This is a genomic window from Streptomyces monomycini (assembly GCF_022271435.1).
GTDB classification, from domain to species: Bacteria; Actinomycetota; Actinomycetes; order Streptomycetales; family Streptomycetaceae; genus Streptomyces; species Streptomyces monomycini.
On record NZ_JAFIQY010000002.1, the window covers coordinates 39,757 to 65,542 of the forward strand.

General features: G+C 69.7%; 19 protein-coding genes and 2 pseudogenes. 3 read left to right on the forward strand and 18 right to left on the reverse strand.

Translation table 11 applies throughout. From position 1 onward, the window contains the following. Nucleotides 1-107 precede the first annotated feature (107 nt). Together JXZ78_RS02835 and JXZ78_RS02840 are read left to right on the forward strand one after the other, a co-directional pair. Nucleotides 108-1,343, forward strand: a complete 1,236-nt coding sequence (locus tag JXZ78_RS02835) for an LOG family protein (RefSeq protein WP_078623914.1) — start codon at nt 108-110, stop codon at nt 1,341-1,343. A gap of 49 nt (nt 1,344-1,392) precedes the next feature. Beyond that, nucleotides 1,393-2,394 (forward strand): DMT family protein, encoded by a 1,002-nt coding sequence (locus tag JXZ78_RS02840; protein ID WP_238782666.1) that lies wholly within the window; start codon nt 1,393-1,395, stop codon nt 2,392-2,394. A 49-nt stretch (nt 2,395-2,443) separates the two neighbouring features. Here the strand turns inward: JXZ78_RS02840 and JXZ78_RS02845 are convergent, their stop codons facing one another. The 10 genes from JXZ78_RS02845 to rpsB form a co-directional block, all read right to left on the reverse strand. Next, a complete protein-coding gene (locus tag JXZ78_RS02845) occupies nt 2,444-3,502 on the reverse strand; it encodes an ABC transporter ATP-binding protein (protein WP_030017369.1) in 1,059 nt (352 codons plus the stop codon). After that, nucleotides 3,503-5,116, reverse strand: coding sequence for an ABC transporter permease (locus JXZ78_RS02850; protein WP_030017370.1), 1,614 nt, complete (start codon nt 5,114-5,116; stop codon nt 3,503-3,505). It lies immediately after the preceding gene. Nucleotides 5,117-5,172: 56 nt separating this feature from the next. Further along, the gene (locus JXZ78_RS02855) at nt 5,173-6,249 is read right to left on the reverse strand and encodes a thiamine ABC transporter substrate-binding protein (RefSeq protein ID WP_030017371.1); all 1,077 of its coding nucleotides are present in this window, start codon (nt 6,247-6,249) and stop codon (nt 5,173-5,175) included. Between the two features lie 261 nt (nt 6,250-6,510). Continuing rightward, nucleotides 6,511-7,617 (reverse strand): dual-specificity RNA methyltransferase RlmN, encoded by a 1,107-nt coding sequence (gene rlmN, locus JXZ78_RS02860; protein WP_030017372.1) that lies wholly within the window; start codon nt 7,615-7,617, stop codon nt 6,511-6,513. A 126-nt stretch (nt 7,618-7,743) separates the two neighbouring features. Next, nucleotides 7,744-8,067, reverse strand: coding sequence for a hypothetical protein (locus JXZ78_RS02865; RefSeq protein WP_030017373.1), 324 nt, complete (start codon nt 8,065-8,067; stop codon nt 7,744-7,746). 330 nt (nt 8,068-8,397) lie between these two features. Then, the gene (locus JXZ78_RS02870) at nt 8,398-9,537 is read right to left on the reverse strand and encodes a phosphatidate cytidylyltransferase (protein WP_030017374.1); all 1,140 of its coding nucleotides are present in this window, start codon (nt 9,535-9,537) and stop codon (nt 8,398-8,400) included. Beyond that, on the reverse strand, nt 9,537-10,094 hold the full coding sequence (gene frr / locus JXZ78_RS02875) for a ribosome recycling factor (RefSeq protein WP_030017375.1): 558 nt from the start codon (nt 10,092-10,094) through the stop codon (nt 9,537-9,539). Before frr ends, JXZ78_RS02870 begins: the two co-directional genes overlap by 1 nt. A 174-nt stretch (nt 10,095-10,268) precedes the next feature. After that, nucleotides 10,269-11,042 (reverse strand): UMP kinase, encoded by a 774-nt coding sequence (gene pyrH / locus JXZ78_RS02880; protein WP_030017377.1) that lies wholly within the window; start codon nt 11,040-11,042, stop codon nt 10,269-10,271. Nucleotides 11,043-11,218: 176 nt separating this feature from the next. After that, nucleotides 11,219-12,055 carry a translation elongation factor Ts gene (gene tsf, locus JXZ78_RS02885; RefSeq protein WP_030017378.1) on the reverse strand — a complete coding sequence of 279 codons (837 nt, stop codon included), beginning with the start codon at nt 12,053-12,055 and terminating at the stop codon, nt 11,219-11,221. 109 nt (nt 12,056-12,164) lie between these two features. After that, nucleotides 12,165-13,070, reverse strand: coding sequence for a 30S ribosomal protein S2 (gene rpsB / locus JXZ78_RS02890; RefSeq protein ID WP_030017379.1), 906 nt, complete (start codon nt 13,068-13,070; stop codon nt 12,165-12,167). 487 nt (nt 13,071-13,557) lie between these two features. On the opposite strand from rpsB, the gene JXZ78_RS40990 reads away from it, so the two are divergent. Continuing rightward, nucleotides 13,558-14,637 carry a peptidoglycan DD-metalloendopeptidase family protein gene (locus JXZ78_RS40990; RefSeq protein WP_372498389.1) on the forward strand — a complete coding sequence of 360 codons (1,080 nt, stop codon included), beginning with the start codon at nt 13,558-13,560 and terminating at the stop codon, nt 14,635-14,637. 16 nt (nt 14,638-14,653) lie between these two features. Here the strand turns inward: JXZ78_RS40990 and JXZ78_RS02900 are convergent, their stop codons facing one another. The 8 genes and pseudogenes from JXZ78_RS02900 to JXZ78_RS02935 all read right to left on the reverse strand — a co-directional run. Beyond that, nucleotides 14,654-15,193, reverse strand: coding sequence for a TetR/AcrR family transcriptional regulator (locus JXZ78_RS02900; RefSeq protein ID WP_033037120.1), 540 nt, complete (start codon nt 15,191-15,193; stop codon nt 14,654-14,656). Nucleotides 15,194-16,377: 1,184 nt separating this feature from the next. Further along, entirely contained in the window at nt 16,378-17,214 is an 837-nt protein-coding gene (gene whiG, locus JXZ78_RS02905; protein WP_030017971.1) for an RNA polymerase sigma factor WhiG, read from the reverse strand. A gap of 347 nt (nt 17,215-17,561) precedes the next feature. Beyond that, nucleotides 17,562-18,275: pseudogene (locus tag JXZ78_RS02910) on the reverse strand (DNA-processing protein DprA); the annotation flags it as partial. A gap of 107 nt (nt 18,276-18,382) precedes the next feature. Further along, nucleotides 18,383-18,829: a hypothetical protein gene (locus tag JXZ78_RS02915; RefSeq protein WP_030017974.1), complete on the reverse strand. Its 447-nt coding sequence runs from the start codon at nt 18,827-18,829 to the stop codon at nt 18,383-18,385. Then, the gene (locus JXZ78_RS02920; protein WP_033037100.1) at nt 18,826-20,979 is read right to left on the reverse strand and encodes a hypothetical protein; all 2,154 of its coding nucleotides are present in this window, start codon (nt 20,977-20,979) and stop codon (nt 18,826-18,828) included. Before JXZ78_RS02920 ends, JXZ78_RS02915 begins: the two co-directional genes overlap by 4 nt. Next, nucleotides 20,976-22,856, reverse strand: a complete 1,881-nt coding sequence (locus JXZ78_RS02925) for a hypothetical protein (RefSeq protein WP_157851462.1) — start codon at nt 22,854-22,856, stop codon at nt 20,976-20,978. Before JXZ78_RS02925 ends, JXZ78_RS02920 begins: the two co-directional genes overlap by 4 nt. Beyond that, on the reverse strand, nt 22,853-24,058 hold the full coding sequence (locus tag JXZ78_RS02930) for a site-specific integrase (protein ID WP_208870103.1): 1,206 nt from the start codon (nt 24,056-24,058) through the stop codon (nt 22,853-22,855). Before JXZ78_RS02930 ends, JXZ78_RS02925 begins: the two co-directional genes overlap by 4 nt. A gap of 309 nt (nt 24,059-24,367) precedes the next feature. After that, a pseudogene (locus tag JXZ78_RS02935) lies at nt 24,368-24,847 on the reverse strand (DNA-processing protein DprA); the annotation flags it as partial. Between the last annotated feature and the right edge of the window lie 939 nt (nt 24,848-25,786).

Below are 25,786 nucleotides of genomic sequence, written 5' to 3' on the forward strand. Positions count from 1 at the left end.
CACCGCGCCGCCCGCCTCCCGGCCCTCGCCGCCGGGCCCAGGCACTTCCCACCGCGCCGCCCGCCGTCCCGGCCCTCACCGCCGGGCCCAGGCCGCGCCCGCCTACGATGTCGGGCGTGCAGCCGAACTCCGAGTCCCCCGCGCCCCATCGCCCCGTCGAGCGGTCGCCGCACCGCCGTGACGACCGCGAGATCGAGACGCTCGCCGCATTCGACCGGGTACTGGCCTCGGGCAGTCTGCGCGGCTACCGCGTCCAGTCCCTCGACCTGACCGGCCGCACGGCCGCCCTGCTCGGCACGCCGGCCTCGGACGCCGTCTTCCTCGGCTGCCGGATGGCACCGGAGGCTGTCGCGAGCGTGCGGGCGGACGGCGCCCTGGTCTTCCCGCCGATACCGAATCTGCCGTTCGACCCGTACCGCGGCAGCCTCTACTCGCCCGACGAACTCTTCGCAGCCCTCGACACCGACGCCGGTTACGCGGCGACCCCCGACGCCCTGGCCTACGCCTGGTACCAGTCGACCATGTCGGACGGCGACATCTTCGCCTCGATGCTGCGCAGCATCCACGACGACGCCGTCTCGGACGCCCTGGACGAGCACCTCACCGGTGCCCGCGTCGTCGGCATCATGGGCGGGCACGCGCTGGAGCGCGGTTCCGGCGCGTACGAAGGCGCGGCCCGGCTGGGACGCCGGCTCGCCCGGGCCGGTCTGACGGTCGCCACGGGCGGCGGCCCGGGCGCGATGGAGGCCGCGAATCTCGGCGCCTACAGCGCGCCCTTCGACGACACCATGCTGGCCGAGAGCCTCGCGCTCCTCGCCAAGGTGCCGCGGTTCGGCCCCTCGGTGACGGACTGGGCGCGGGCCGCCTTCGAGGTACGGGACCGCTGGCCGGACGGCGGCGACTCGGTCGGCATCCCCACCTGGTTCTACGGGCACGAGCCGCCGAACGCCTTCGCGGCCCATGTCGCCAAGTACTTCGTCAACGCGGTCCGCGAGGACGGCCTCCTGGCGCGCTCCAACGCCGGAGTGATCTTCCTGCCCGGCGCGGCGGGCACCGTGCAGGAGATCTTCGACAACGCGACCCCGAACTACTACGGGTCGCGGGGCGAACCGACCCCGATGGTGCTCGTCGACCGTGCCCACTGGACCGAGCGGCTGCCCGCCTGGCCGCTGCTGCAGGCGCTCGCCGCGGAACGCGCCATGTCCGACAAGATCGCTCTGGTCGACTCGGTGGAAGAGGCCCCGGAAGCGCTGGCCCGCCTCGGCGGAACCCCGGGCCCCGGCCCCGCGGCATCTGCTCGACCGTCCGAGGCAACTCACGCCCCCGAAACCACGTCTCGCTAGTCAGGTAATGCACAGGTAAAACCAGGCAGTGCGCGAAACGGAGTTCTTGGTGCTCATCGGTCTTCTGACGGCGGTAGCGGCCTCGGCCTGCTACGGCACGGGGTCGGTCCTGCAAGCGGTGGGATCCCGCAAGTCCGCGCGCCGGGAGGCGGCCGCCGCGTCCACCACCGGCGTCACCGCACACGGCGGGCCCAGTCTCTCCTCCACCGCCAAGGCGGCCGTGACCTGGGAGTTCATGGTCGGCACGGTGCTGGACTTCGTGGGCTTCGGCCTCGGCGCGCTGGCCGCCCGGCTGCTGCCGCTCTTCCTCTCGCAGACCGTCATCAGCGCCAACCTCGTGATCACCGCCGTCCTCAGCATCAAGCTGCTCGGCATCCGGCTGAACGGGCGCGAGTGGGTCTCCATCGGCGTGGTCTGCTCGGCGCTGGTCCTGCTGGCCACCGCTGCCGGGCCGGAGGGCGGCGGTGACGCTTCGACGACCACCCACTGGTGGCTGCTGATCGCCTCGGTCGCGCTGATCGGCGGTGGCACGCTGGCCGTCCGGCTGCTCGGCAGCCGCGCCGCGATCCTCGCCGGCCTGCTGTCCGGCCTGGGCTTCGGCGCGCTCGGGGTCGGGGTGCGCGTACTGAACGGCGTCGACCCGTTCCACCTGCCCACACTCCTGGCGGACCCGGCGCTCTACGCCATTCTGGTCGCCGGTATCGGCGGTATGTACCTGCACACGGTGGCCCTCCAGATCGGTTCGGTCAACGGCGCCACGGCGGCGCTGGTGGTGGGCGAGACGGTGGTGCCGGGCATCCTCGGCGTGCTGTGGCTCGGCGACTCCTCCCGGCCCGGCTTCGCCTGGATGGCGGTGCTCGGCTTCGTCGTGGCGGTGGCCGGTGCCGTCGCGGTCGCCTGGTTCGGCGAACCGGAGGACGGCGGCGCGACCGATACGGCGAGCGGACCGGCGGCCGTACCGGCTCCCGCGGAGGAAGCGAAGACGCTGGACGGGCCGTCGGCCGGGAGCGACGCACGGACCACGGCGGGCAGCCGCACCAGCTCCTCGTAGCACTTCGTGTAGCGCGGGCGCGGGCATGCGCCCCCACGGTGGGCGTCCCTCAGCGGTTCAGGACCACGACGTCCTCGGCCGCGAAGGTGACGCCCACCGACTCACCGTCCTGCGGGGCGTCCCGCAGCGCGCAGGCCGCCTCCACCTGCGGTCCGGTGTCCGGCTGGAGGAGCAGGGCGACATGGGTACCGCGGAAGGTACGGGCCGCTACCGTGCACGGCAGTCCGTCCGCGGCAGCCGTGATCCCCACCCCGGCCGGGCGCACCAGCAGGCGGCACGGGCCGTCCGGCGTGCCGTCCGGTACGGGGGCCTTGCCCCACGGGGTGTCGGCGGCCCCGCCCCGCACGGTCGCCTCCACCACGTTGTCGAAGCCCAGGAAGCGGGCGACGAACTCGGTGGCGGGACGCTGCCAGACCTCCAGCGGAGTCCCGCTCTGCGCGATCCGCCCCTCCTGCATGACCACCACCCGGTCGGCCAGCGCGAAGGCTTCACCCTGGTCGTGCGTCACGGCCAGTACGGTCGTCCCCAGCTCGCCGAAGACTCTCCGCAGCTCGACGACCAGGCGCTCCCGCAGGCCGCGGTCGAGCTGGCCGAGCGGCTCGTCCAGCATCAGCAGCCGTGGCCGCGGCGCGAGGGCGCGGGCCAGCGCCACCCGCTGCTGTTCGCCACCGGACAGCGCCGCCACCGCGCGCCGCTGGGCCCCGGGCAGGCCGACCAGGTCCAGGAGCTCGGCCACCGTACGCTCCTGTTCGGCACGCGAGGCGCCGCGCATGCGCAGGCCGAAGGCCACGTTCCCGCCGACGTCGCGCTGCGGGAAGAGCTGGTGGTCCTGGAACATCAGCCCGACGCCACGGCGGTGTGTGGGCACGCCCGACTGGTCCCGTCCTTCCAGGAAGACGCGCCCCGCGTCGGCGGCTTGTAGCCCCGCCACGACCCGCAGAAGCGTGGACTTGCCGCTGCCGCTGGGCCCCAGTACGCACACGATCTCCTGCGCGGCGACGCTCAGGCCGACCGCGTCCAGCGCCGGCGGCTGCCCGGTACGGAAGCGGACGGTGACGCCGTCCAGCCGCAGCAGTGCCTCGTCCGCCGGGTCCGCGTGTTCCGCCATCTAAAACTCTCCGGACTGATCGGTACGGATGCGCTCCAGCGCCAGCAGCGCGCCCGCGCACACCACCATCAAGATCGTGGACAGTGCCATCGCCTGCCCGTAGTTGAGTTCTCCGGCGCGTCCCAGCAGCCGTGCGACGGCCACCGGCAGCGTCGGGTTGTCCGGCCGCGCGATGAAGACCGTCGCGCCGAACTCACCCAGCGACACGGCGAAGGCGAAGCCCGCGGCGACCAGCAGGGCCCGCCGCACCAGCGGCAGGTCGACCTCGCGCCACACCCGCCAGGGCGAGGCTCCCAGCACCGCGGCCGCTTCCCGCAGCCGCTCGTCCACCGCGCGCAGCACGGGCAGCATGGTCCGTACGACGAAGGGCACTCCGACCAGCGCCTGCGCCAGTGGCACCAGCCACCACGAGGACCGCAGGTCGAGCGGCGGCTCATCAAGAGTGATCAGAAATCCAAAGCCGACGGTCACGGCTGAAACCCCGAGGGGCAGCATCAGCAAGGCATCGAAACCCCGCACCAGCCGGCCGCCCCGCTTCGTCAGCGCGGCAGCGGCCAGCCCGCCCACCACCAGGGCGATCAGCGTGGCGGCGGCCCCGTAGGCGAGCGAGTTCCACAGGGCGTTCAAGGGGGCGACGGCGAAGGTGCTGTCCATGGAGGCAGCGGATTGCAACGCCCGGTAGAACGTGAATCCGTAACCGTCCGGCCCGGCGAAGGACCGTTCGATCAGCACCGCCAGCGGCACCACCAGCAGCAGCACGATCACGACGAGCGTCCCCCACAGAAGCGCCCACTGGCCGGCGCCGCGCGGCCGCCGCACCGTCTGCGCCGGGTCGACGAGCGTGAGGGCGGCCTCCCGCCGCCGTACGGTCCAGGCGTGCAGGGCCAGCAGCGCCAGCACGGCGGCGAACTGGAGCAACGTGAGAACGGCAGCGGTCGGCAGGTCCAGGAAGTCGGCGGTCTGCCGGTAGATCTCCACCTCCAGTGTGGAGAACGTCGGCCCGCCGAGGATCTGCACCACACCGAAGGAGGTGAAGGTGAAGAGGAAGACCATCAGTGCGGCGGCCGCGACGGCCGGCCCCAGGGCGGGCAGCGTCACCCGCCGCCAGGCGCCCCAGCGGGACGCCCCGAGCACCCGGGCCGCCTCCTCCTGCCGAGGGTCGAGCTGCCCCCAGAGGCCGGACACGGTCCGTACGACCACGGCGTAGTTGAAGAAGACGTGCGCCAGCAGGATCGCCCACACCGACGTGTCCAGCCGTACGCCCCACAGGTCGTCCAGTACCCCGCCGCGCCCGACCAGCGCCAGGAACGCCGACCCGACGACCACCGTCGGCAGGACGAACGGCACCGCGACCACGGACCGCAGCAGCTTCTTTCCGGGGAATTCGAAGCGCGCGAAGACATACGCGCCGGGGAGCGCGATCAGCAGCGTGAGCCCGGTCGAGGCCGCCGCCTGCCAGACGGTGAACCACAGGACGTGCAGGACGTCCGGGTCGGAGAGCACTTCTCCGGCCCGGCCGAGCTGCCACCGGCCGCCGTCCTTCAGCCCGCGCCCGACGATCGCGGCGACCGGGTAGGCGAAGAACAGCGCGAAGAAGGCGAGCGGCAGCGCCATCAGGGCGAGCCGGGTGGCCGTTCCCCGCGCGCGGCGCGCCCGCCCCTGGCGGCCGGTTACTTCAGAACGAGCGAGGACCACTGCTTGATCCACTGTTCGCGGTTCTTGGTGATCGTCTCCGGAGCCACCGTCTGCGGCTTGTCGATCTTCTCGCCGTACTTGGTGAACAGCTCCGGCACCTTCGCGTCCTTACGCGCCGGGTTGACGAACATCTGGAGCGGTACGTCCTCCTGGAACTGCTTGCTCAGCAGGAAGTCCAGCAGCGCCTTGCCGCCCTTCTCGTTCTTGGCGCCCTTGAGCAGGCCCGCGAACTCGATCTGCCGGAAGCAGGTGCCGGTCGCGACGCCGGTCGGCGCCTCCTCGGGCTCCGGCTTCTTGCCCAGCACCTCCACCGGCGGGCTCGACGCGTACGACACCACCAGGGGCTTGTCCCCCTTGCCCTTGCCGGCCGCCGAACCCGAGAACCGCTCGTTGTACGCCTGCTCCCAGCCGTCCACGACCTCGACGCCGTTGGCCTTGAGCTTCTTCCAGTACTCCTGCCAGCCGGATTCGCCGTACGCGGCGATGGTGCCGAGCTGGAAGGCGAGCCCCGGCGAGGACGTGGCGGAGTTCTCGGTGACCAGCAGCCCCTTGTACTCGGGCTTGAGCAGGTCGTCGAAGGTCTCCGGCGGCGCGATCTTGTGCGCGGCGAAGTAGGCCCGGTCGTAGTTGACGCAGGTGTCGCCGTAGTCCACCGGCGTCACCCGGTGCTCCGCCTTGTCGAGCTGGAGCTCGTCGGGCACCCTCTCCAGCCCCTTGGCCTGGTACGGAGTGAAGATCCCTTCCTTCAGCCCCCGCGACAGCAGCGTGTTGTCGATACCGAAGAAGACGTCACCCTGAGGGTTCCCCTTCGACAGAATCGCCTGGTTGACGGCCTTGCCCGCGTCCCCGCCCTTGAGCACGTCGACCTTGTAACCGGTCTGCTCGGTGAACTCCGCCAGCACGGATTTCGAGACGTTGAAGGAGTCATGGCTGACGAGCGTGACGGTCTTCGGATCCTTGCCGCCGCTGCCGCCCGAACCGCACGCGGCGAGCGCCGTCATGCCGGCCGCGACGGCCAGCGCCGTGACGGTGATCCTTCTGGTGGTGCTCACTGAATTCCTCCTGGCTGGCCAGGAAGAGACGCGGCCCCGCCCGGCGCTCCGCGGAGGAGGCCGGACGGGGCGCAACAGCATGAGTGACGACCGAACTTCCTACCCGGAATGACCCGGGCGAGGTTCAAGGGTCTGCGGCACCTCGATGTCCGTGACGCCAGGTCCTTTCGGCCTGGGTCCGTGACACTGCCGCACTCTCAGCGCTGTGGCGCTCCCCTGTCGGAATGTGCATTTGTTCGATCACACCGTACCAGCGGGCGGTCAGCGCTCCGAGGCGGCGAGCTGCCCGCAGGCGCCGTCGATCTCCTGTCCGCGCGTGTCGCGGACCGTCACCGGCACCCCGTGCGCGGCGATGGCCTCCACGAACGCCTTCTCGTCCTCGGGACGGGAGGCGGTCCACTTCGAGCCGGGCGTCGGGTTCAACGGGATGAGATTGACATGAACCCGCTTGCCCTTGAGCAGCCGGCCCAGCAGGTCACCCCGCCAAGCCTGGTCGTTGATGTCCCGGATCAGCGCGTACTCGATCGAAATCCGTCGCCCGGACTTCTCCGCGTACTCCCACGCCGCGTCCAGCACCTCACGCACCTTCCAGCGCGTGTTGACCGGAACGAGCGTGTCGCGCAGCTCGTCGTCCGGCGCGTGCAGCGACACCGCGAGCCGGCACTTCAGCCCCTCGTCCGCGAAGCGCAGCATCGCCGGCACGAGACCGACCGTGGACACCGTGATGCCCCGCTGCGACAGCCCCACCCCGTCGGGCTCGGGGTCGGTCAGCCGCCGGATCGCGCCCACGACCCGGTTGTAGTTCGCCAGCGGCTCGCCCATGCCCATGAAGACGATGTTGGACAACCGGGCCGGCCCACCCGGCACCTCACCGTCCCGCAGCGCCCGCATGCCGTCGACGATCTGATGAACGATCTCGGCGGTGGAGAGGTTCCGGTCCAGCCCGGCCTGCCCCGTGGCGCAGAACGGACAGTTCATACCGCACCCGGCCTGCGACGAGATGCACATCGTGACCCGGTCCGGGTAGCGCATCAGCACGGACTCCACGAGGGTCCCGTCGTGCAGCTTCCACAGGGTCTTACGGGTGGTGTCGTCGTCACAGGAGATGTGCCGCACCACACTCATCAGCTCGGGCAGCAGCTCCGACGCCAGCTTCCCCCGCGCCGCGGCCGGGATGTCGGTCCACTCCGCCGGGTCGTGCGCATACCGCGCGAAGTAGTGCTGCGACAGCTGCTTGGCACGAAACGGCTTCTCACCGACCGCGGCCACGGCTTCACGCCGCTCGGCGGGGGTGAGATCGGCAAGGTGCCGCGGGGGCTTCTTGGCTCCGCGCGGCGCGACGAAAGTGAGTTCTCCGGGCTTAGGCATGGTTCTTCCAGTGTCGCAGACGCGTTGCTGTGACCTGCCCCACGAGCGTGCCGTCGTGGTGGTGGGTGACGGGTCGCTGAGGGGTGCCGGCCTGATCGCGGGGAACCCACGGTCGCGGCGGCTTTCTCAGACAGCCCTCCGGGGCATCGCATCGCCACCGTCGTCGTCATCGCCACCGTCGCCCGCATCAGCCATGGCCGAGATGGCGGTGGCGAGCGCACCCAGAGCTTTCTCCGGACGGGTCTGAATTTCCGGACAACGCGAGAGAGCGCGCATCTCAAGCTGAGTCAGGTTTCTCACAGCTATCACCTGATTGCCCTCACTCCCATGCTTCACCGGGAATATCGGGCCGATCTGGATGCACGTGAACTGTGCCTCACTCAGAACGGAGAGAAGACTGGATACCGCCTCAGCCTCCTTGGCATTCACCTTCGCCTGGCGGACATCCAATTGAGCCGACTCGAATCCTCGCCCGGCCTTCCTGAGGCGACTCTTCAACTCGTCCAGGCACCGGAATCTCGTCCGCCGCCCCCGGCTCACTGGAACGCATCGCGGGTTTCTCGGCAATCTCATCGCCGACCGCGGCGAAAACCAGAACCACGTCACCCCGAACACCGAGCGGCGCCAAGCGCCCAGCTGCATACGAGTGGTCCGGATCACACCGGTTGGGCAGTTCGCCGTCGGCACCCGGTCGCCGACGTACCCGGGTGCACACCCGACGTGCGAAGGGCCCGCCACACAGGGTGGCGGGCCCTCCTCACACGTACGGAAAACCGCTGGTCAACCAGATCCCACGAAGATCACGTACAGCAGCCAGACGATCGGGGCGGTCGGCAGGAGGGAGTCCAGGCGGTCCATGATGCCGCCGTGGCCGGGCAGCAGGGTGCCCATGTCCTTGATGCCGAGGTCCCGCTTGATCATGGACTCGCCGAGGTCGCCGAGGGTCGCGCTGGCCGCGACGGCGATGCCCAGGAGCAGGCCCTGCCACCAGGCGCCGTCGGTGATGATCAGCTCCATGCTCAGCGCGCCCGCGACCATGGCGAACAGCACCGCGCCCAGCAGTCCCTCGCGGGTCTTGCCGGGGCTGATGCGCGGGGCGAGCTTGTTCTTGCCGAAGCGCCAGCCGACCGCGTACGCGCCCGTGTCGCTGACGACGGTCAGCAGCAGGAACGTCAGGACGCGCTGCGGCCCGTCGTCGGCGGCCAGCATCATCGCCACGAACGTCGCCAGGAACGGCACGTAGAACGCCGCGAAGACGCCGGCCGTGACGTCCCTGAGGTAGTTCTCGGGGGCCTCCGTCATGCGCCACACGAGGGCGGCGAGCGCGGTGAGCGCCATCGCCACCCAGGCGCCCTCGGCGCCGCGTACGTAGCCGGCGACCACCATCGCCGTACCGCCGAGCGCGAGCGGCACCAGCGGGACCTTGACGTCCTTGCGCTCCGCCAGCCGCGAGGTCAGTTCCCACAGGCCCACGACCACCGCGATGACTATCACGCCCACGAACAGCGGCTTGTAGACGAAGAGCGAGAAGAGGATGACCGCGCCGAGGCCGACGCCGACCCCTATGGCGGCCCGGAGATTGCGTCCCGCGCTCTTCTTCTGCGGCTTGGGGGGGTGCTGTGAGCTGTCGGGCCCCGGCATGGAGGTGGGCATGGGCTCCTGCGGCTGTTCGTCGCGGAACAGGGGGCCGCTCGGCCGAGCGGCCCCCAGGTCGTCCCGGTGGTCCCGGTCGTCGTCCGAAGAATTCCGGTCGTCGTCCTGGTGTCCGCCTGTGTCGGGCACGATGGGCATGGGGCGAGTCTGCGCCGCCGCGCCCCAGTCGTGCGCGGGACCCGCCGTACCGACGGGTCCCTGGTCGGGTGGTCCCCATTGACCGGCTCGGCCGACGCCAGGCGGGGCCCCCCAGGATGACTCGTTCATCAGACCTCGAGGAGCTCGGATTCCTTGTGCTTGAGGAGCTCGTCCACCTGCGCGACGTACTTCGCGGTGGTGTCGTCGAGCTCCTTCTCCGCCCGGCGCACCTCGTCCTCGCCGGACTCCTTGTCCTTGACGAGCTTGTCGAGGGTTTCCTTGGCCTTGCGCCGGATGCTGCGGATCGAGATCTTCGAGTCCTCGGCCTTGTTCTTGGCGACCTTGATGAACTCCCGGCGGCGCTCCTCGGTGAGCTCCGGGAAGTTCACACGAATGATGTGGCCGTCATTGCTCGGGTTGACGCCCAGGTCGGAGTCCCGGATGGCCTGCTCGATGTTGCGCAGCGCGCTCTTGTCGAACGGGGTCACCACGGCCATCCGCGGTTCGGGCACCGAGAACGACGCCAGCTGGTTGATCGGCGTCATGGCGCCGTAGTAGTCCGCCACGATCTTGTTGAACATCGCCGGGTGCGCACGCCCGGTGCGAATCGCGGCGAAGTCCTCCTTGGCGACCACGACGGCCTTCTCCATCTTCTCCTCGGCCTCGAGGAGGATCTCTTCGATCACCACTTGCTCCTGGTCTTTTCGGTAAGAAGCAGAGCCTCGCCCCTGCCGCGCGTCTTCTCCTGCACGGTGTCCGACCGGCAGGCCATTGTCCATCCCCGTGCCGAGGTCATCCACGACCCGGGGTTGCCGCCCGTACGGAGCCCTGCCCGTACGGCACTACGGCAGTTGGGGCCGTCAGGCCCGGGTGCCCTGATCGCTGACGAGCGTGCCGATCTTCTCACCCTTCACCGCGCGCGCGATGTTGCCCTCGGCGAGCAGCTCGAAGACGAGGATCGGAAGCTTGTTGTCACGGCAGAGCGTGATCGCGGTGGCGTCGGCGACCTTGAGGTCGCGGGTGATGACCTCGCCGTACTCCAGGGCGTCGAACTTCACCGCGTCCGGGAACTTCTTGGGGTCGGCGTCGTAGACCCCGTCCACCCCGTTCTTGCCCATCAGCATGGCCTCGGCGCCGACCTCCAGGGCGCGCTGCGCCGCGGTGGTGTCGGTGGAGAAGTACGGCATGCCCATGCCCGCTCCGAAGATGACCACGCGGCCCTTCTCCATGTGCCGGACGGCGCGCAGCGGAATGTACGGCTCCGCGACCTGTCCCATGGTGATGGCGGTCTGTACGCGGCAGTCGATGCCCTCCTTCTCCAGGAAGTCCTGGAGGGCCAGGCAGTTCATGACCGTACCGAGCATGCCCATGTAGTCCGAGCGGGCGCGGTCCATGCCGCGCTGCTGCAGCTCGGCGCCGCGGAAGAAGTTGCCGCCGCCGATCACGATGGCGATCTCGTAGCCGTCGCGGACCACTGCTGCGATCTCGCGGGCGATGGCGTGCACGACATCGGGGTCGACACCCAGTCCGCCGCCGCCGGCGAACGCTTCGCCCGACAGCTTCAGCAGGAAGCGTCCCTTCCCGTCACTGTCGGCTTTGTGGGCTGTGTCCGCGCCGTCGGCACCCTGATTCATCACGCTCTCCTCGTGCACATACGAAGAAGGCCATTGCCGGGGGTCTGGTTCAGATCCCTGTACGGCAATGGCCTCCTCGTCACATCTGCGGCCGGCCGGTATGCGGCCGACTGCGTACGACCCTAGCGGGGCCGCAGGTCATTCGCTGGCCTTGGCGACAAGGCCGACGGCTTGGCTCAGGCGCCGACGCGGATGCGCGCGAAGCGCTTCAGCGAGACACCGGCCTCGTTCAGGACCTTCTCGACGGACTTCTTGTTGTCCTTCGCGAAGGGCTGCGCGAGCAGCGTGTTCTCCTTGAAGAAGCCGTTGACGCGACCCTCGACGATCTTCGGGAGGGCGGCCTCGGGCTTGCCCTCCTCGCGCGAGGTGGCCTCGGCCACGCGACGCTCGTTCTCGACGACGTCGGCCGGGACGTCCTCACGGGTGAGGTACTTCGGCGCGAACGCGGCGATGTGCTGCGCGACGTCCTTGGCGGTCTCGGCGTTCTCCTTGTCCAGCTCGACCAGGACGCCGACCTGCGGCGGGAGGTCGGGCATGGTGCGGTGCATGTAAGCGGCCACGTAGCCGCCGGAGAACTGCGCGAAGCGGTCCAGGACGATCTTCTCGCCGAGCGTGGCGTTGGCCTCGTCGACGTACGCCTGGACGGTCTTGCCGGCCTCGATCTCGGAGGCGAGCAGCGCCTGGAGGTCGGCCGGGGAGGTGGCGGCGACGTGCGCGGCCAGCGCGTTGGCGACGGCCAGGAACTTCTCGCCCTTGGCGACGAAGTCCGTCTCGCACTTCAGCTCGAGCAGGACGCCGGAGGTCTTGTCCTCGGAGATGAGGGAGACGACGGCGCCGTTCTCGGCCGAACGGCTCTCGCGCTTGGCGACGCCCTTCTGGCCCTTGACGCGGAGGATCTCCACGGCCTTGTCGACGCTGCCCTCGGCCTCGTCCAGGGCCTTCTTGCAGTCCATCATGCCGGCGCCGGTCAGCTCGCGGAGCTTCTTGACGTCCGCGGCGGTGTAGTTCGCCATGGTCTGTGAATCTCTTCTCGAAATCTCGACAGTCGAAAGATCTACGGGTGGACGGCGGGGGGAGCGCTCGTGGCACTCTCCCCCGCCGTCGTCAACCGGTCGTGCGGCGTCAGGCCTGCTCGGCGGCCGGCTTCTCGGCCTCGGCGGCGGGCGCCTCGGCGGCGGGGGCCTCGGCAGCCGGGGCCTCGGCGGGCTCGTCCTCGGCCTTGGCCTCGTCGGCCTTGGCGTCGTCGGCCTTCTTCTCGCCCTCGAGCAGGTCGCGCTCCCACTCGGCGAGCGGCTCGCCGGCCTTCTCGCCCGGCTTCTGGTCGCCGGTGGCGACGCCGGAGCGGGCGATGAGGCCCTCGGCGACGGCGTCGGCGATCACGCGGGTGAGCAGGGTGACGGAGCGGATCGCGTCGTCGTTACCCGGGATCTTGTAGTCGACCTCGTCCGGGTCGCAGTTCGTGTCGAGGATCGCCACGACCGGGATGTTGAGCTTGCGCGCCTCGCCGACGGCGATGTGCTCCTTCTTGGTGTCCACGATCCAGACGGCGCTGGGCACCTTCTGCATCTCGCGGATACCGCCGAGGGTCTTCTCCAGCTTGGCCTTCTCGCGGGAGAGGACCAGCAGCTCCTTCTTGGTGAGGCCGGAGGCGGCCACATCCTCGAAGTCGATCTGCTCGAGCTCCTTCAGGCGCTGCAGGCGCTTGTAGACGGTCGAGAAGTTGGTCAGCATGCCGCCGAGCCAGCGCTGGTTCACGTAGGGCATGCCCACGCGGGTCGCCTGCTCGGCAATGGCCTCCTGGGCCTGCTTCTTGGTGCCGACGAACATCACCGAGCCGCCGTGGGCGACGGTCTCCTTGACGAACTCGTAGGCGCGGTCGATGTACGACAGCGACTGGAGCAGGTCGATGATGTAGATGCCGTTGCGCTCCGTGAAGATGAAGCGCTTCATCTTCGGGTTCCAACGGCGGGTCTGGTGCCCGAAGTGGACGCCGCTCTCCAGCAGCTCCCGCATCGTGACGACGGCCATGGCCGTACTCCTCGTGTTACTCGGTTCCACTGCGGCCGGGCGGCCGCGGTGCCTGACGCCCCGGCGCGCTCTGCCGGGGAAGGAACCTTGCGGGGCCTTCCGAGGACCGAGGGGCGCGTCCACCGTGCTGCCCGAATGGGGAATGTTGCGCTGGTGGCGGGGCGTGCGAAGTCGACCCGGTGACCCGGATCGCCACAAGAAGTGTACGGGACCGCCGAAGGGACGGGCGACACGCTCCTTTCGGCCAGGTTGGGGGGTGGGTGTGGGGGTGATGTACGGAGGGCGGGATGAGGTGCGGGGGTGGGGGTGAGGTGGGTGGTGGGTGGGGGCTCGGGGCGTGTCCGCGGACGGGAGTGAGCGCTCCGGACGGGAACCGAGGTGTCGCACGGGGTATCGCACGGGTGATGCGGTTGTACACAACCCGCCGGTAGTCCACCGATCCAGCTCAAGATCCCCGAGCCACGGCCGATCGAGGCACCGTCGTGACATGCGACAACGAACTGTTTTCGAGACCGTACGCGCCGCCGTCGTCCGGCGGCCGGCGCGTGGCGTACGTGCTGTGCCCACTACCGGGACACGCCGTTCTTGGGTAGGGCCTGGGTCCGGCCGTCCGGCGGGCTCGGCTGTCACCGGGGGCGCCGGGGGTGTCAGAAACGGGCGTGTGGCGCACGCCCGGCGCACCGCTCCCACAGCCGCCCGCCTCCTGGCCCTCTGCGCGGCAGGCACCGCATCGGCCGTACTGTCGGCCGGAGCTGCCACGGTCGGTGTGGCGTTCGCCGGCGACGTTCCTCCCCGTCCCACAGAGCCTTCAGAACCTTCAAAGCCTTCGAAGCGTTCGGAGCACCATCCGACATCGGCGCCGGGCCGCTCGACCGGCCCGGACCCGAGCCGCCCCGCAACACCGGCCACCGGCGAACGAGCTTGGCCCATCACGGGAGCAACCGGCGCGCGGCCCACTGTCGCGCGCGGCTGGGAGCCTCCACCCGCCCCCTGGGCGCCCGGCCATCGGGGGGTGGATCTCCTCGCGGCCGAGGACACGACGGTACGAGCCGCCGCTCCTGGACGCGTGCTCTTCGCCGGCAAGGTGGCAGGCCGGGGCGTCCTGTCGATCGAGGTGGCGAAATCCGGCCACCCGCCACTACGCACCACCTACGAACCGGTCCACCCGACCGTCCGCAAAGGTGACCACGTCACCGCAGGTCAGGCAGTGGCCAAGCTCGGCCCAGGCCCGTTCCACTGCTCTGCCGCGTGCCTGCACTGGGGCCTGCTCCGCGGCAAGACCTACTTGGACCCGCTGTCCCTGCTCCCCCCAGCCATGCTGAACCCCGGCCCTTCACGGCTCCTGCCGGTCATCAACGTGCCCGAGCCGAGGAGCGAATCAAGGCACCGTGATCCGCCGCGCCCGCGTCAATCTCGGCGCACGAGGTCCCCCCAGGCAGGCCGGATACGCGGCATACGAAAGCGCGCCCCGCCACTCCACCAACCCGCCCACCGTGTTCTCAAGCTCCGCCCAAAGCCAGCGCCGACCCCTCACGCCCCACGCCCCACACCATCCGCGACCCGGTGAAGAGAGGACCGACCGATCAGCCTCTGACCCCACCCAGAACCATGGCGACCGCGGCTTCTGTGATCTGCGTCGGCTCTTCCGCGGCCCCGAGCTCGATGCGGCGGACAGCGGCGTCGACGACCCCTTGCAGCAGCATGGCGGCAAGACGCGGCTGCTCGTGACCGAGGCTCGCCAAGGCCTCCACGATCATCGCGATCAGTCCGCCGTGCGCGGCACGGATCTTCTCCCGCGCGCCGGCGTCCAGCTCACCTGCCGAGATCGCGACGACGGCCCGGTGACGACGGTCGCCGACCAGCGCGAGCTGTTGCCGCACGTACGCCTCGATCTTGGCCTCGGGTGTCTCGACCCGCTCCATCGCCGCCTCGACCTCAGCCGCCCATACGGGGAAGTCGACAGCGCAGAGCTCTTCGACGACAGCCGCGCGGGAACGGAAGTACTCGTAGACGGAGGAGCGCGCGAGACCCGTTCGCTCAGCGAGGGCGGGGAAGGTCAACGCCTCGGTCCCGCCTTCGGACAGCAGGGTGCGGGCGGCGTCCAGAAGGGCGCCACGCTGCATCGTCCGGTGCTCGGCCACAGAGGCCGCTCGAATCCTGGGCACGTCACCACTCTACGGATGGCACGCCGGACACGGCACTCCGCATCACGATGTGTCCACCCCGACACCCAGGAGGACGAGACCGACGAAAGGGGAAACCGCACAGGCCAACACACGGAGAAACACCGACAGCAGGCAAACCGCGGCGTGAGAAGACCAGGGGGAGGGCGGGGGGGGCGGGGGGGGGCGGGGGGGGCGGGGGGGGCGGGGGCAGAGATTCAGCTAGGGAGGGAGACGAGCCAGGGCAGCCACCCTGGGCCGACCGCACACACTCTGCCGAGCGGCGAGCAAGCGCGGAAGCGCGGGCCGACATGGGTCTGGGACTGGTCCGCGGGCGCTGGGATGCGCGCTGCTGCGTAGGGGGTGCTGGTGGTCGTGAGCCGGTAGGGAGTGCGTCGGGGGAGCGGGCACTTGCCAGGGCTGGTTGTCTGCGGCGGGCCCTCGGCGGGGCGAGGCGCGCTGACCGACCGCGAGGTCAGCGCCTGAGGGCTACTCCGGTTCGATCCCCAGTCGATCCTGAGTCAACACAGGTAGGCCATGGGTTGAGCGCGACAGCCAGGCACCGGCACCGCCGACAAGCACGAGCACCGCCGATGGCGAGGAGACGGCCGCGGGGTCGGCATGAGCCGTGCGCCTAGAGGTGAGCTCCAGGACGGCCCTCGAAGCACGAGCGCCGTCGAAGAGCGGGCTGCGCTGTGAGCAGCGGAGGGGTGGCCCGGCCGGGAGGGGAGGAGAGAGGCGGAGCCGGAGGCAGGAGCGGAGCTGGAGGTGGGGTGGGGTGGGGTGGATGGGCCGGGGGAGGGAGGGCGGGGGGCGGGGGGGGCGGGGGGGCGGGGGGCGAAGCGGAAAGTGAGCCAGAAGCTCGGAGACCCGGGCGCGCAACAGTGCAAGCGCAGACGAAAGACCCCGAGCAAAGGCCAAAACACAGAGCCGAGCGAAGGGAGACGCCGGCACAGCGACTTGGCCATCCCGGCCCCGCTCGCACAAGCACCGATGTTTCCAGTGAAGCTCCGGCTGCTTCTTGTTCCGACCGGCCCCGACCAGCTTCTGTCCAGCCTCCGACAACGGGTGCCCCTCCCCCTCCCGATACGACACGGTAGGACGCGACCCACTGGAAGGGGGCGCCGGCTCCCACACCCCCCGGCTCACCGCCCCACATCAGCCAGTTTGGCGCGAAGCTGGAGTACGGACTTGGTGTGAATCTGGCTGACGCGGCTCTCGGTGACCCCGAGTACGTTGCCGATCTCGGCGAGCGTGAGGCCCTCGTAGTAGTAGAGCGTCACGACGGTCTTCTCCCGATCGGGGAGCGTGTTGATGGCCCTTGCGAGCAGCCGCCGCAGCTCGCGGTCCTCGGCCACCTCGACGGGATTGTCGGCAGCCGTGTCCTCCAGGGTGTCCATCAGGCTCAGCCGATCGCCACCCTCGCCGCCGACGTGCAGCAGCTCCTCCAGGGCGACGACATTGGCCAGGGACAGCTGGCTGAAGACCCCGTGAAGTTCCTCCAAGGCGATGCCCATTTCCGAGGCCACCTCCGCTTCGGACGGGGAGCGCCGTAGCTGGGCCTCCAGCGTGGCGTACGCCCGCTCGACCGCCCTGGCTTTCTGCCGTACCGACCGCGGGATCCAGTCCAGTGCCCGCAGTTCGTCGATCATCGCCCCCCGGATACGGGTGATGGCGTACGTCTCGAACTTGATCGACCGCTCGGGGTCGAACTTCTCGATGGCGTCGATGAGCCCGAAGACTCCGGAAGAGACGAAGTCGGCCTGCTCGACGTTGGGCGGCAGGCCGACACTGACCCGGCCGGCGACATACTTCACCAGGGGCGAGTAGTGCAGGATCAGCTGCTCCCGCAGCCGTCCGTCGCCCGAGATCTTGTAGGCGCGCCACAGCTCCTCCAGCGAGGTGGGCGCGGCGGGGCGCACGCTACCGCGCGCGGCGGGGGGCGCGGCCGCGCGGTCGGACCCGGAGGTGTGCTGGGGCATTCGTTGCCTTGAGCCGTTCTGCCGAAACACTGGGGAACACGTGCGTGAGGTTGAATTACTCGTGAGCGTAGCGTGACTGCAGTGTCGCGATGCGCGATGAAGGGTCGCCCGGGAGTGCGCAGATACGTTCCGCTGCCCGCACCCCCGGGTTACAGAGGGCGGCGCCAATTCCACTCGCAGGGGGATGGAAGTGTCGTTACGGGCGCCCGGCGCACGCTCCCCCGCACGCGGATTCACCACTGACCGCCGCGGCGGCAACCGATGCGCTCGTCACCGTCCAGCGACGACTGGACTCCACGAACAGAAAGACACCAAATCATCTCCTTACGGTCATTCCTCTCATCTTTTCACCCGTTCGCCACAGGTCGAACGCCACCTCCCCGGGGCCCTGCAGCGGCCCCTGAACTCCGCGCCAACTCCCAGACAGCTCCACACCTTTGAACGAATCCCAGCGACTGCAGCTCGAAGAGCTTGCCCTGCGCGACTTCCTCTGCCGTACCCGAGTCCCGCGCCAGCCGCCGCGAGTCCGCCCCGCCCCGTGCGGGAACCGCTTCAAGCACCCGGGCGGCCACCGGATCAAGAAGATCGTGCGCCAGGGTCGGCCCACGCTGCGCGGGAGCAAGGTCGCCGATGCTGCCGACCAGCTCGATGACTTCGGCGGCTTCGGTGACCACTACGGCTTCGCCCCGCAGCAGTTGGTGCACGCCCGCCGACAAGCCACTGGTGACCGGCCCCGGCATCCCCATGGTGAACCTGCCCAGCTCCGTCGCCCGCCGGGCAGTGACCAACGACCCGCTGCGCAGTTCGGCCTCTACGACAACGGTTCCCCGGGTGAGGGCCGCGATGACTCGGTTCCGCAGGATGAAGCGACTGCGCGTCGGATGATCTCCCGGTGGCAACTCGGCGATGACCAGTCCCTGTTCCGCAAGGCGCCGGATCAACTCGGTGTGCCCCCGCGGATAGGCGTAGTCGACACCGGAGGCCAATACCGCGACCGAGGCTCCCTTTGCCGCCAGGGCGCCTCGATGAGCCGCACCGTCCACTCCGTAAGTTAGCTCGCTTCTTTTACCTGTTGTTGACGCTCCTCCTGTAGGCGAAAACTATGCAGGCCAAGACCACATCACCCGGGACTCCGTGGAGCAACACCTCGATGGTCCCTGTTGGAGGGTCACTCGGGCCTGGGGTTGGAGGGTCCGGGGAGCCTCTGTGCCCGGGGCAGGGGGATCACGCGGGCTCCCGGCTCGCGGCCGGTGAGGGCTGCGTTCTCCAGCGCGAGGAGGTTGACCGCAGCGGCATAGACCCTCAGCCGTTCTTCCAGGTCAGCGCAGTGCTGGCGAAGGTCGGCGTACTTCTTCTTGAGCTTCTCGTGCTCGCTGAGCTCCTTGCTGAAGGCCTCGGGCGTGTTGCCCTGGGCCTTCACCCGTGCCTGGAAGAGGTCTTTGAGGTCGAGGTGCTGGTGGGTGAGTTGCCACCGCTTGATCCGCGCTTCGATCGCGAGCTGGGAGACGCTGAGTCGACCGCTGGACCGCAGTGGGGTGCCGGCGAGGAGACGGTCCATCGCGGCGAGGATCGCGGCTCGGACCGGGTCACCGTCCGCGAGAGGGGTGGAGGTCACTGGTCGTGTTCTCCCTTCTTGTGGGTGTCGAGGATCTTCCTCAGCCGCTCAAGTTCGTGAAGCTCGCGTTCGTGGCGGATCGGCGGGGCCAAGGGGTCATCGACGGCGAGGGCAAGCTCGGCGGCCTGCCGCTCGACATGCTCGATGTCGCGGTCGGTGCGGGCGAGGCATCGGCATCGAGGACGGCAGTCGTCGATATCGGGGGTGACCAGGGGGTCGTCGACTGTTCCGCGGAGGCGGCAGGCGGCCTGGGCGGGATCGAGGACGCAGGTCATGCCCTGCCCGTGGTGGACTTGCAGGAGCGGGTTGCCCACGAGGTCGCGGGCCTGACGGTCGCTGGTGAGGACGTGGCCGGCGAACTGCCGGTTGGCCGCGGTGACACGCTGACGGTAGGCGTCGGCGGCGGGACCGCTGACGTGTTCGCCCTCTTCGAGGGCCTGCGCGTCCTCGGCGAGGATCTCGATGCGGTAGAGCCAGTCCTCGAAGGCGTACTCGTCGGGGAAACCTGATTCGTAGGAGCCCGCGTAGCCCTGTAGGAGCCGGGTGTAGAGATGGCCGTACTGAACCGAGGCGGCCACCAGCCCGCGGGGCCGGCGCCTGATGAACCAGGCCAGGGTCCGCCGGTAGCGGGATGCCGACAGGTTCCCGTGGCTGTCCGGAGGGATGAGATCGGTGCGGCCCTGCCGGCGGGCCTCGTTGTTGACCCAGTCGACGAAGACGGTGATGTCCTCGGCGATCACGCCGTCGGTGCGGGCGTCGCCTTCTCGCTTGGTGGCCATGCGGCGGCGGTGCGGCTCGATGTGGTTCGGGAACAGCAGCGGGTGCGGGTGGAGCTGTTCCAGCACGCCGACGGCCAGGGCGACGACCTCCACGACGACCCAGGGGTCGCGGCGGAGTTCCCCTTCGGGGATCTTGTTGCCGTCCGCGTCGACGGCGTTCTTGTAGTAGAGACCCTTCATCAGCCAGAGATCGTTCTCGGCGTCGCGCTCGATGCAGCCGCGCCGGAGATTGAGCACCTCCCCGGGACGAGCGCCGGAGAGGTAGGCGACGATGACGAAGCAGGCCGTACTCAGGAGCCGCGCGAGCTTCGGGGCCTCCTGGTAGGAGATGCGCCGCGGCCGCCAGGGCCGGCCGTCGATCTGTCCGGCGACCTGGGCGTCGAGGTAGGCGTCGTCGGCGACGGGGATGCCCGATTCGGTGGCGAGCCGGCCGGTGCTGCTCAGCTGGATCGAGTCCGCGCAGGACAGGATCCTGCCGACGTGCTGCCAGTCGATCACGAGGGTGCCGTCGTCCACACGTCTGCCCGGCAGCATCCCGCCGGTGTCACGCATCCGTTCCAGGTAGGCGGTCATCCGCTCGCGGACCTCGCCGTGCGCCGGCTTCGTGTACTGGCCCCGACGATGCTGCTGGTTGATGCCCTGGCTGTGCAGGTGGAGATGCTCGGCGTGGGCAGCCAGGATGTCCTCGGCGAAGTCCTCGACGAACCGGATCGCCCAGATCAGCAGGTGCTGCATGGTCAGTTCCCCGATGCGGGGGGTGCGGTTGTCCCGCTGGGGGCGGACCTTGCCGAACAGGTCGCGGGACTCCTCCCCGCCCCAGGGCGGGAGAGCGGGCAGCCGCATCCGCCCCGGCAGGATCCCGCGGGTCGACCACAGTCGCCGTACTTCGGAGACCCGCCGGTACTTGCGCTCCAGGCCGATAGTCTCCTCGTCCAGCTCGACGAGATACTGGTCCAGCAGATCGAGCGTGACCTGCCCAAAGGCGGTGATGCCCCGGCCGTGGAGCCAGCTCAGGAACTTCTTGAAGGGGCTGAATCCCACCAGGATCGTGCCGAGGGCCGGACGGTCGCCGTAGGACCGCCGCATCGTCCCGGGGCTGGAGTGGTTCAGCAGCTGCCAGTGGTAGTGCTTGGCATCCTGCCGCAGCGGCCCAGGGATGGGAGCGAAGTTCAGGCTCCTGGCCGAGACGTGATCCTCGAAGACCGCGGGGTCGAGGTCCCAGCGGTCGTCCGCGAACCGGGACAGACGGCTCAGGTCCGTGCCCGGCCGCATCGGGCGGTTCAGCAGCACCAAGGTGTCCGGGCTCGGCCACTCGGTGCCCTCGGGGACCGTGTCCCAGTCGGCATGCGGCAGCGGTGAGACGACACTCATCGAAGATCAAGTTCTCTGTTCAGGAACCGCGTCACCACGGCTCGGTCGGCATCGGTGGCGTTGTCGCGGGCGTCATCGACGTCCACCTCGTCGTGGCGGGACATCAGGTCTTCGAGCTGGGTGTGGACCAGCGCGAACCGCTGGGTCCACTGCTGTGGTGTCATCTCCGCCCGGCGGGCGGCCAGCCGGTCGTGGACCAGCACCTGGACGGGCAGGTGGCGGGGAAGCGCGCGTGCGCAAGGACAGCCCAGGCAGAGCATGAAAGAGGCCCGGCAGGGCTGGCCAGGTGGGGCATGCGGGCCGCCCCGGTGATCGACGCAGGCGTTCATGACGGTGTCCAGCTCCCCGGCGATCATCCGTTTCAGGGTCACCGCGTCAATGCCGTACTCAGCCGCGACCGCCTCCGCGTCAGTGCTGGCCCGCTCCAGGTCGGTCCGCGTGAGCACGGCCATGACACCACGGACCCGGGCCTTGGCGACCTCCTCCTTCAGAGCTGCGGCGACGACCTTCTGATACTCGGCGAGGTTGCCCCGGTTGCGGGCCAGATAGTCCGTGGCCAGGGTCTGCTCGGTGTGAGCGACCGGTTTCTGATGGAGTTCGAGTTGGGTCAGCCGGACCAGTTCGAGCGTGAGGCGTAACGGGACCGGCTTGCCCTTCTCGTCGGGTTTCTCCGCCTGCAGGCCGTGCCGGTCGGCCCAGCGGGGAACCCAGCCGTCCGGCGACATCTGCCGCAGTCCCCGGCCCGCCCCTCGGCCGCCGCGTCCCACCCAGCCGATCAACAGGCGGCTCGTCCCGGTCAGCTCACGCGAACGGGACGTCAGTTCGTGCAGCAGCACGTAGAGACCGAACGGCGTGTGTAGCTCGTCGCGAGCCGTGACTTCCTCCGGGTCGGAGGGGATGCTGATCCAGTCCGGGAGATCGCTCAGGGCCAGGCTCATGTGGGCCCGTCGGCCCCGTCGCGGCTTCTTGGCCTCCAAGATCGCCGTCGGTGTCTGGCCGGTGTAGCCGTCGGCCCGGTGGTGGACCGCCGGGGTCTTGAAGATCACGCTCTTGTTCTGGCCGGTCATCGCGGTCAGCAGGACGGCCCCCGCGGTGAACTCCATGCCGGACAGGTGCAGCCAGGTGACGATCTCGTCGACCGAGCCGTGGCGGGTGATCCAGTTCTGAGCGACGTCCTGACCGGCCCGGACCCCGCGCGGGCGGAGTTGGCGCGGGACGTCCCCGAACCGATCGACCCAGTCCAGCAGCTCCAGTCGTCGGTCCCTGTCCGGCTCCGGCTCGCCGGTGCGGAACCGGTGCAGGTCCACGCGGTTCGCGCGGATCCGGGCAGCGGCGGCGCGAAGGTCGGCGCGGGCGGCATCGGCGATGCGCTTGAACTCGTGCCGGCTGTAGCTCTGCTTCGGCTCCTGCGGCCGGTGGCGCGGAGGATGCGCCTCGCGCAACTTCGCCGCCACCGACTCGCTGATGCCTTCGGCGTGCCTCAGCAGGAGCTTGAGGTCGGCCAGCACTTCCCCAGCGCGGGTCGACTGGTCCTTGCGGCTGTCGAAGAAGCCGTCGAGGTGCTCGGGCAACAGATGGGCGAGCTCCGTCGGCGGCCAGGCCAGCGTCGCCAGGTAGCGCGTGAAGCCCTGTGCCGCCCGGTAGGGGTGGTTGGTCGAGTCCAATGAGGTCAGGCCGGCTCCGGGGGCCGTCCGCCGCTCGAATGCCTTCGCGAGTCCCTGCCGCAGCCCCGGCGCGACCGGCAGGACGTCGAAGGGGTAGTCGCGTGATCCGCTGCCGTCCTCGGCGAAGCACCGCACCACCAGGCCGTCCAGGAGGCCGCGGGCGGTTCTGTCTTGATGGCCGGGCAGGCTGGCCCGGCGTCCCCGGGGGCTCACCGGGACACCGCCAGCGGGTCGGTGCGGACCCGGGGGTGACCGGCGAACGCGTCGGCCATGAACCGGGCGACCGGGAAGCCCTCCGCGTGCGCCAACAGCAGCTCGACCTGCAGATTCTTGAAGGGCTCCAGGTAGACCTCCTTCGTGGTCTCCACCCGCAGGTGCCCGAGCATCGTCTGCACCAGGTGCCAGTGGTCGCCGAACTGGTCCCGGAAGTCCCGGCTCTCCTCCTCCGTCAGGTGCCCCAGTCGCTGAGCCCAGAGGAGCTTGCCGACCGAGAACCACCGCAGGGCGAAGGAGTGGCGGTGCATGTGGGCGGTGCAGGAGAAGTTCTCCAGACCGAGATCCTCGATCCGCGTGTTGGCCGCCTCGAAGGTGTGGTGCCAGCCGTGCGCGTCGCGCGGCAGCCCGTCCTCGTTGAGCCACAACGAGAGCGGCTCCAGGCCCTGCGGCGTCTCCGTGAACAGCAGCTTTCGGACCTGTGGCGGAAGGTCGTTCCACGGATGCTCGACCGTGCCGCCCTTCCCATCCGCCAGGTGGACGCCCTTGTCCTTGCGGGACAGCTGAACGACCCGCAGCCCGCGGAGCGACTCGTAGAGTCCCGACTCCTGGGCCCGGCGCACGGCCCGAGCCCGAGACCCCTCGCGGTAGCTGTGAGCGCCGGCTGCCACCGCCCGCGGCATCCAGTAGGTGTAGCCGTTCTCGCGCTTGGCGCACTGGTCAGCCAGCTCACAAGTGAAATACCCGCGGCCCGGCGCCATGCGGGGCAGCTCGGGCAGCAGCACGCTGGACCACGAGGTAAGCCGCAGGCCAGTGCCGTAGAGCCCGTCCACGAACGCGGCGTCCCGCTGATCGTTGCGGCCCCGCCAGCGACGGTCACGACGGCCATCCAGGCCACGTCCTCTCAGCCCCAGATCCCGCCACCGCCGGATCGCGGCCGGGTCGAGCCACTTCACGTTCTCCTGCCGCCGACCGCGCTCGTACTCCAACTCGTCAAAGGGGTCGACGACCTGGTAGCGCTTGCCCACCCACTTGTAGAACTTCTTGCAGCCCGCCACGTCCTTGGCGAACGACGACTTCTGCACCCGCTGGTCGTTCCCCGGATCGGTCAGCCGCCAGAACTGGAACTCCGCCGCGTCGTCCTCGGTCGCCTCCCACCAGCCCCGGCCCAGCACCAGCAGGAAGTTCAGCCACAGAGCCAAGGAGTATGCGTAGTCCCGGTTCGTCAGGTCCGCCAGATTCCTCATATTGGGCGACGCGAAGAACGCGTTCACCCTCAGATCAGGCAGCCCGTCCGGACCGAGAAGGAACCGCTGCCCATGCCGCCCGCCGAGCCGCTCGATCCACGTCCGCAGATCCGGCGCGTACAGAGATAAGCGCTCAGGCAAGTCCCGCGCGGGACGCTCCAGGTCGTACCGATACACCTGCCAGCCAACGGAGTTGGCGGCCACATCGCTCTCTTCAGCAACAAGCACACGTCTACTACAACAGCTTTGTGGCTATAGAACTTTCGCAGCTCCGGACACCACTGTCCAGCCGCGGTCGGCCAGGTCCGCGCTGAGGGTGGCCGCCAAGTGAGCGCCGTACTCCGTACAGGCGCGAGCGCCGACGACCGCGACGGACCGTAAGGCCCAAAGTCGCAAGTTGGCGGACCCGCGTACCCACAGGCCGATGGGTTTGCCATCCCCCAAATCGTTCAACTGCTGCGGCCACTCGTCGTCTCCTGGGCAGACGAACCGACCGCCGAGCGCGCTGATGGCAGCAAGATCTGCGGCAGCTCTGCCGGCGTCCGTACGAGCCGCTCGCAGTCGCAGACCTTTGCACTTCTCTTTCGTCCCCCCTGACGGCATGTCCCGCTCGCCGAACAGGGACTGCACAAGGTGTACCGGCGTCGTCTGCCGCAGCCACCGGCCCACCGCTTCGTCACCGGGCTCAGCGATCCGCGTCAATGTCGCGCGTGCCGCCCTCTCCTCCTCCCCCACTTCACTCATGCGCCGGCTCCCTGGCACTTGCTGTAGAACGATCCTCAGTCCCCCGCATGTCTCTCTCCCTTTCTCCTGCTCCGTTTCGTGTGCTCCGTTTCGTGCTTCCTCGGCAGCCGAGCAGCGCCGTGTAGCCGAAAGTGGTAACTGGGCGCCACGCCTCGGTCTGCCTGGCCGCCGACCGCGGCCAGGCCCCGCCGCCAGACGCCTGCCGCCTGCCTTCATTCGTTCGGCCCCACGCTCAGGTCATGTGCGGTCTCACTCGCCCGAGGTATGGCTGGGGCCGAGATGTGGTTCGGCACTTGGTCGGAACCCGTTCGTAGGCGGCCGACCTGTGCTCGTACGTCTTGCTTCCCCTCCCCCCTCCCCCCACCCACCCGCCCCGTACCTCCTACCTGTCGCGCTTCCGCTGCGAGCGTCCCCATCGCCTCGCCTCCCCCTCACGCCCATGCACCACCGCCCACCCCCACACCAACGCACCGCCACGCCTGCCGCACCGCCGACGCCGCACCACCCGTGTCACCGCGCCTTGGCCATCGCGCCTATGCACCGCGCTGCCACGCCCCCGCAACCCAACCGCCCGCTGCCGCCCGCCGCCCGCCGACTACTCCGACTGCCCCGGCTGCCCTTCATCGGCCGCCCTGTCGTCGCGCCACCGCGCCCGCCCTGTCGCGCGCAGCCCTTCCGTACGCACCGTCTCCGCGCCGAGCGGTGCGGTTGCATCGGCGGCGCCGCACCGGTGCCACGGAACGCCTACCTCAGGGGCAGTCGGTCAGCCCATCAGCCCGGCCAAGGGAGGCACGCTGCAAGCCCAGTCCTGCTGCGGCCTACTGGTCCCCGTGCCCGCAGCTCCAGCCAAGCCACGGCCCACCACCTCCTATGCGCCTTGCTCCGCCCCGGCCTGGGTCACCGGCATTCGCCCTATTCGCAGACCCCGTGAACACGCCA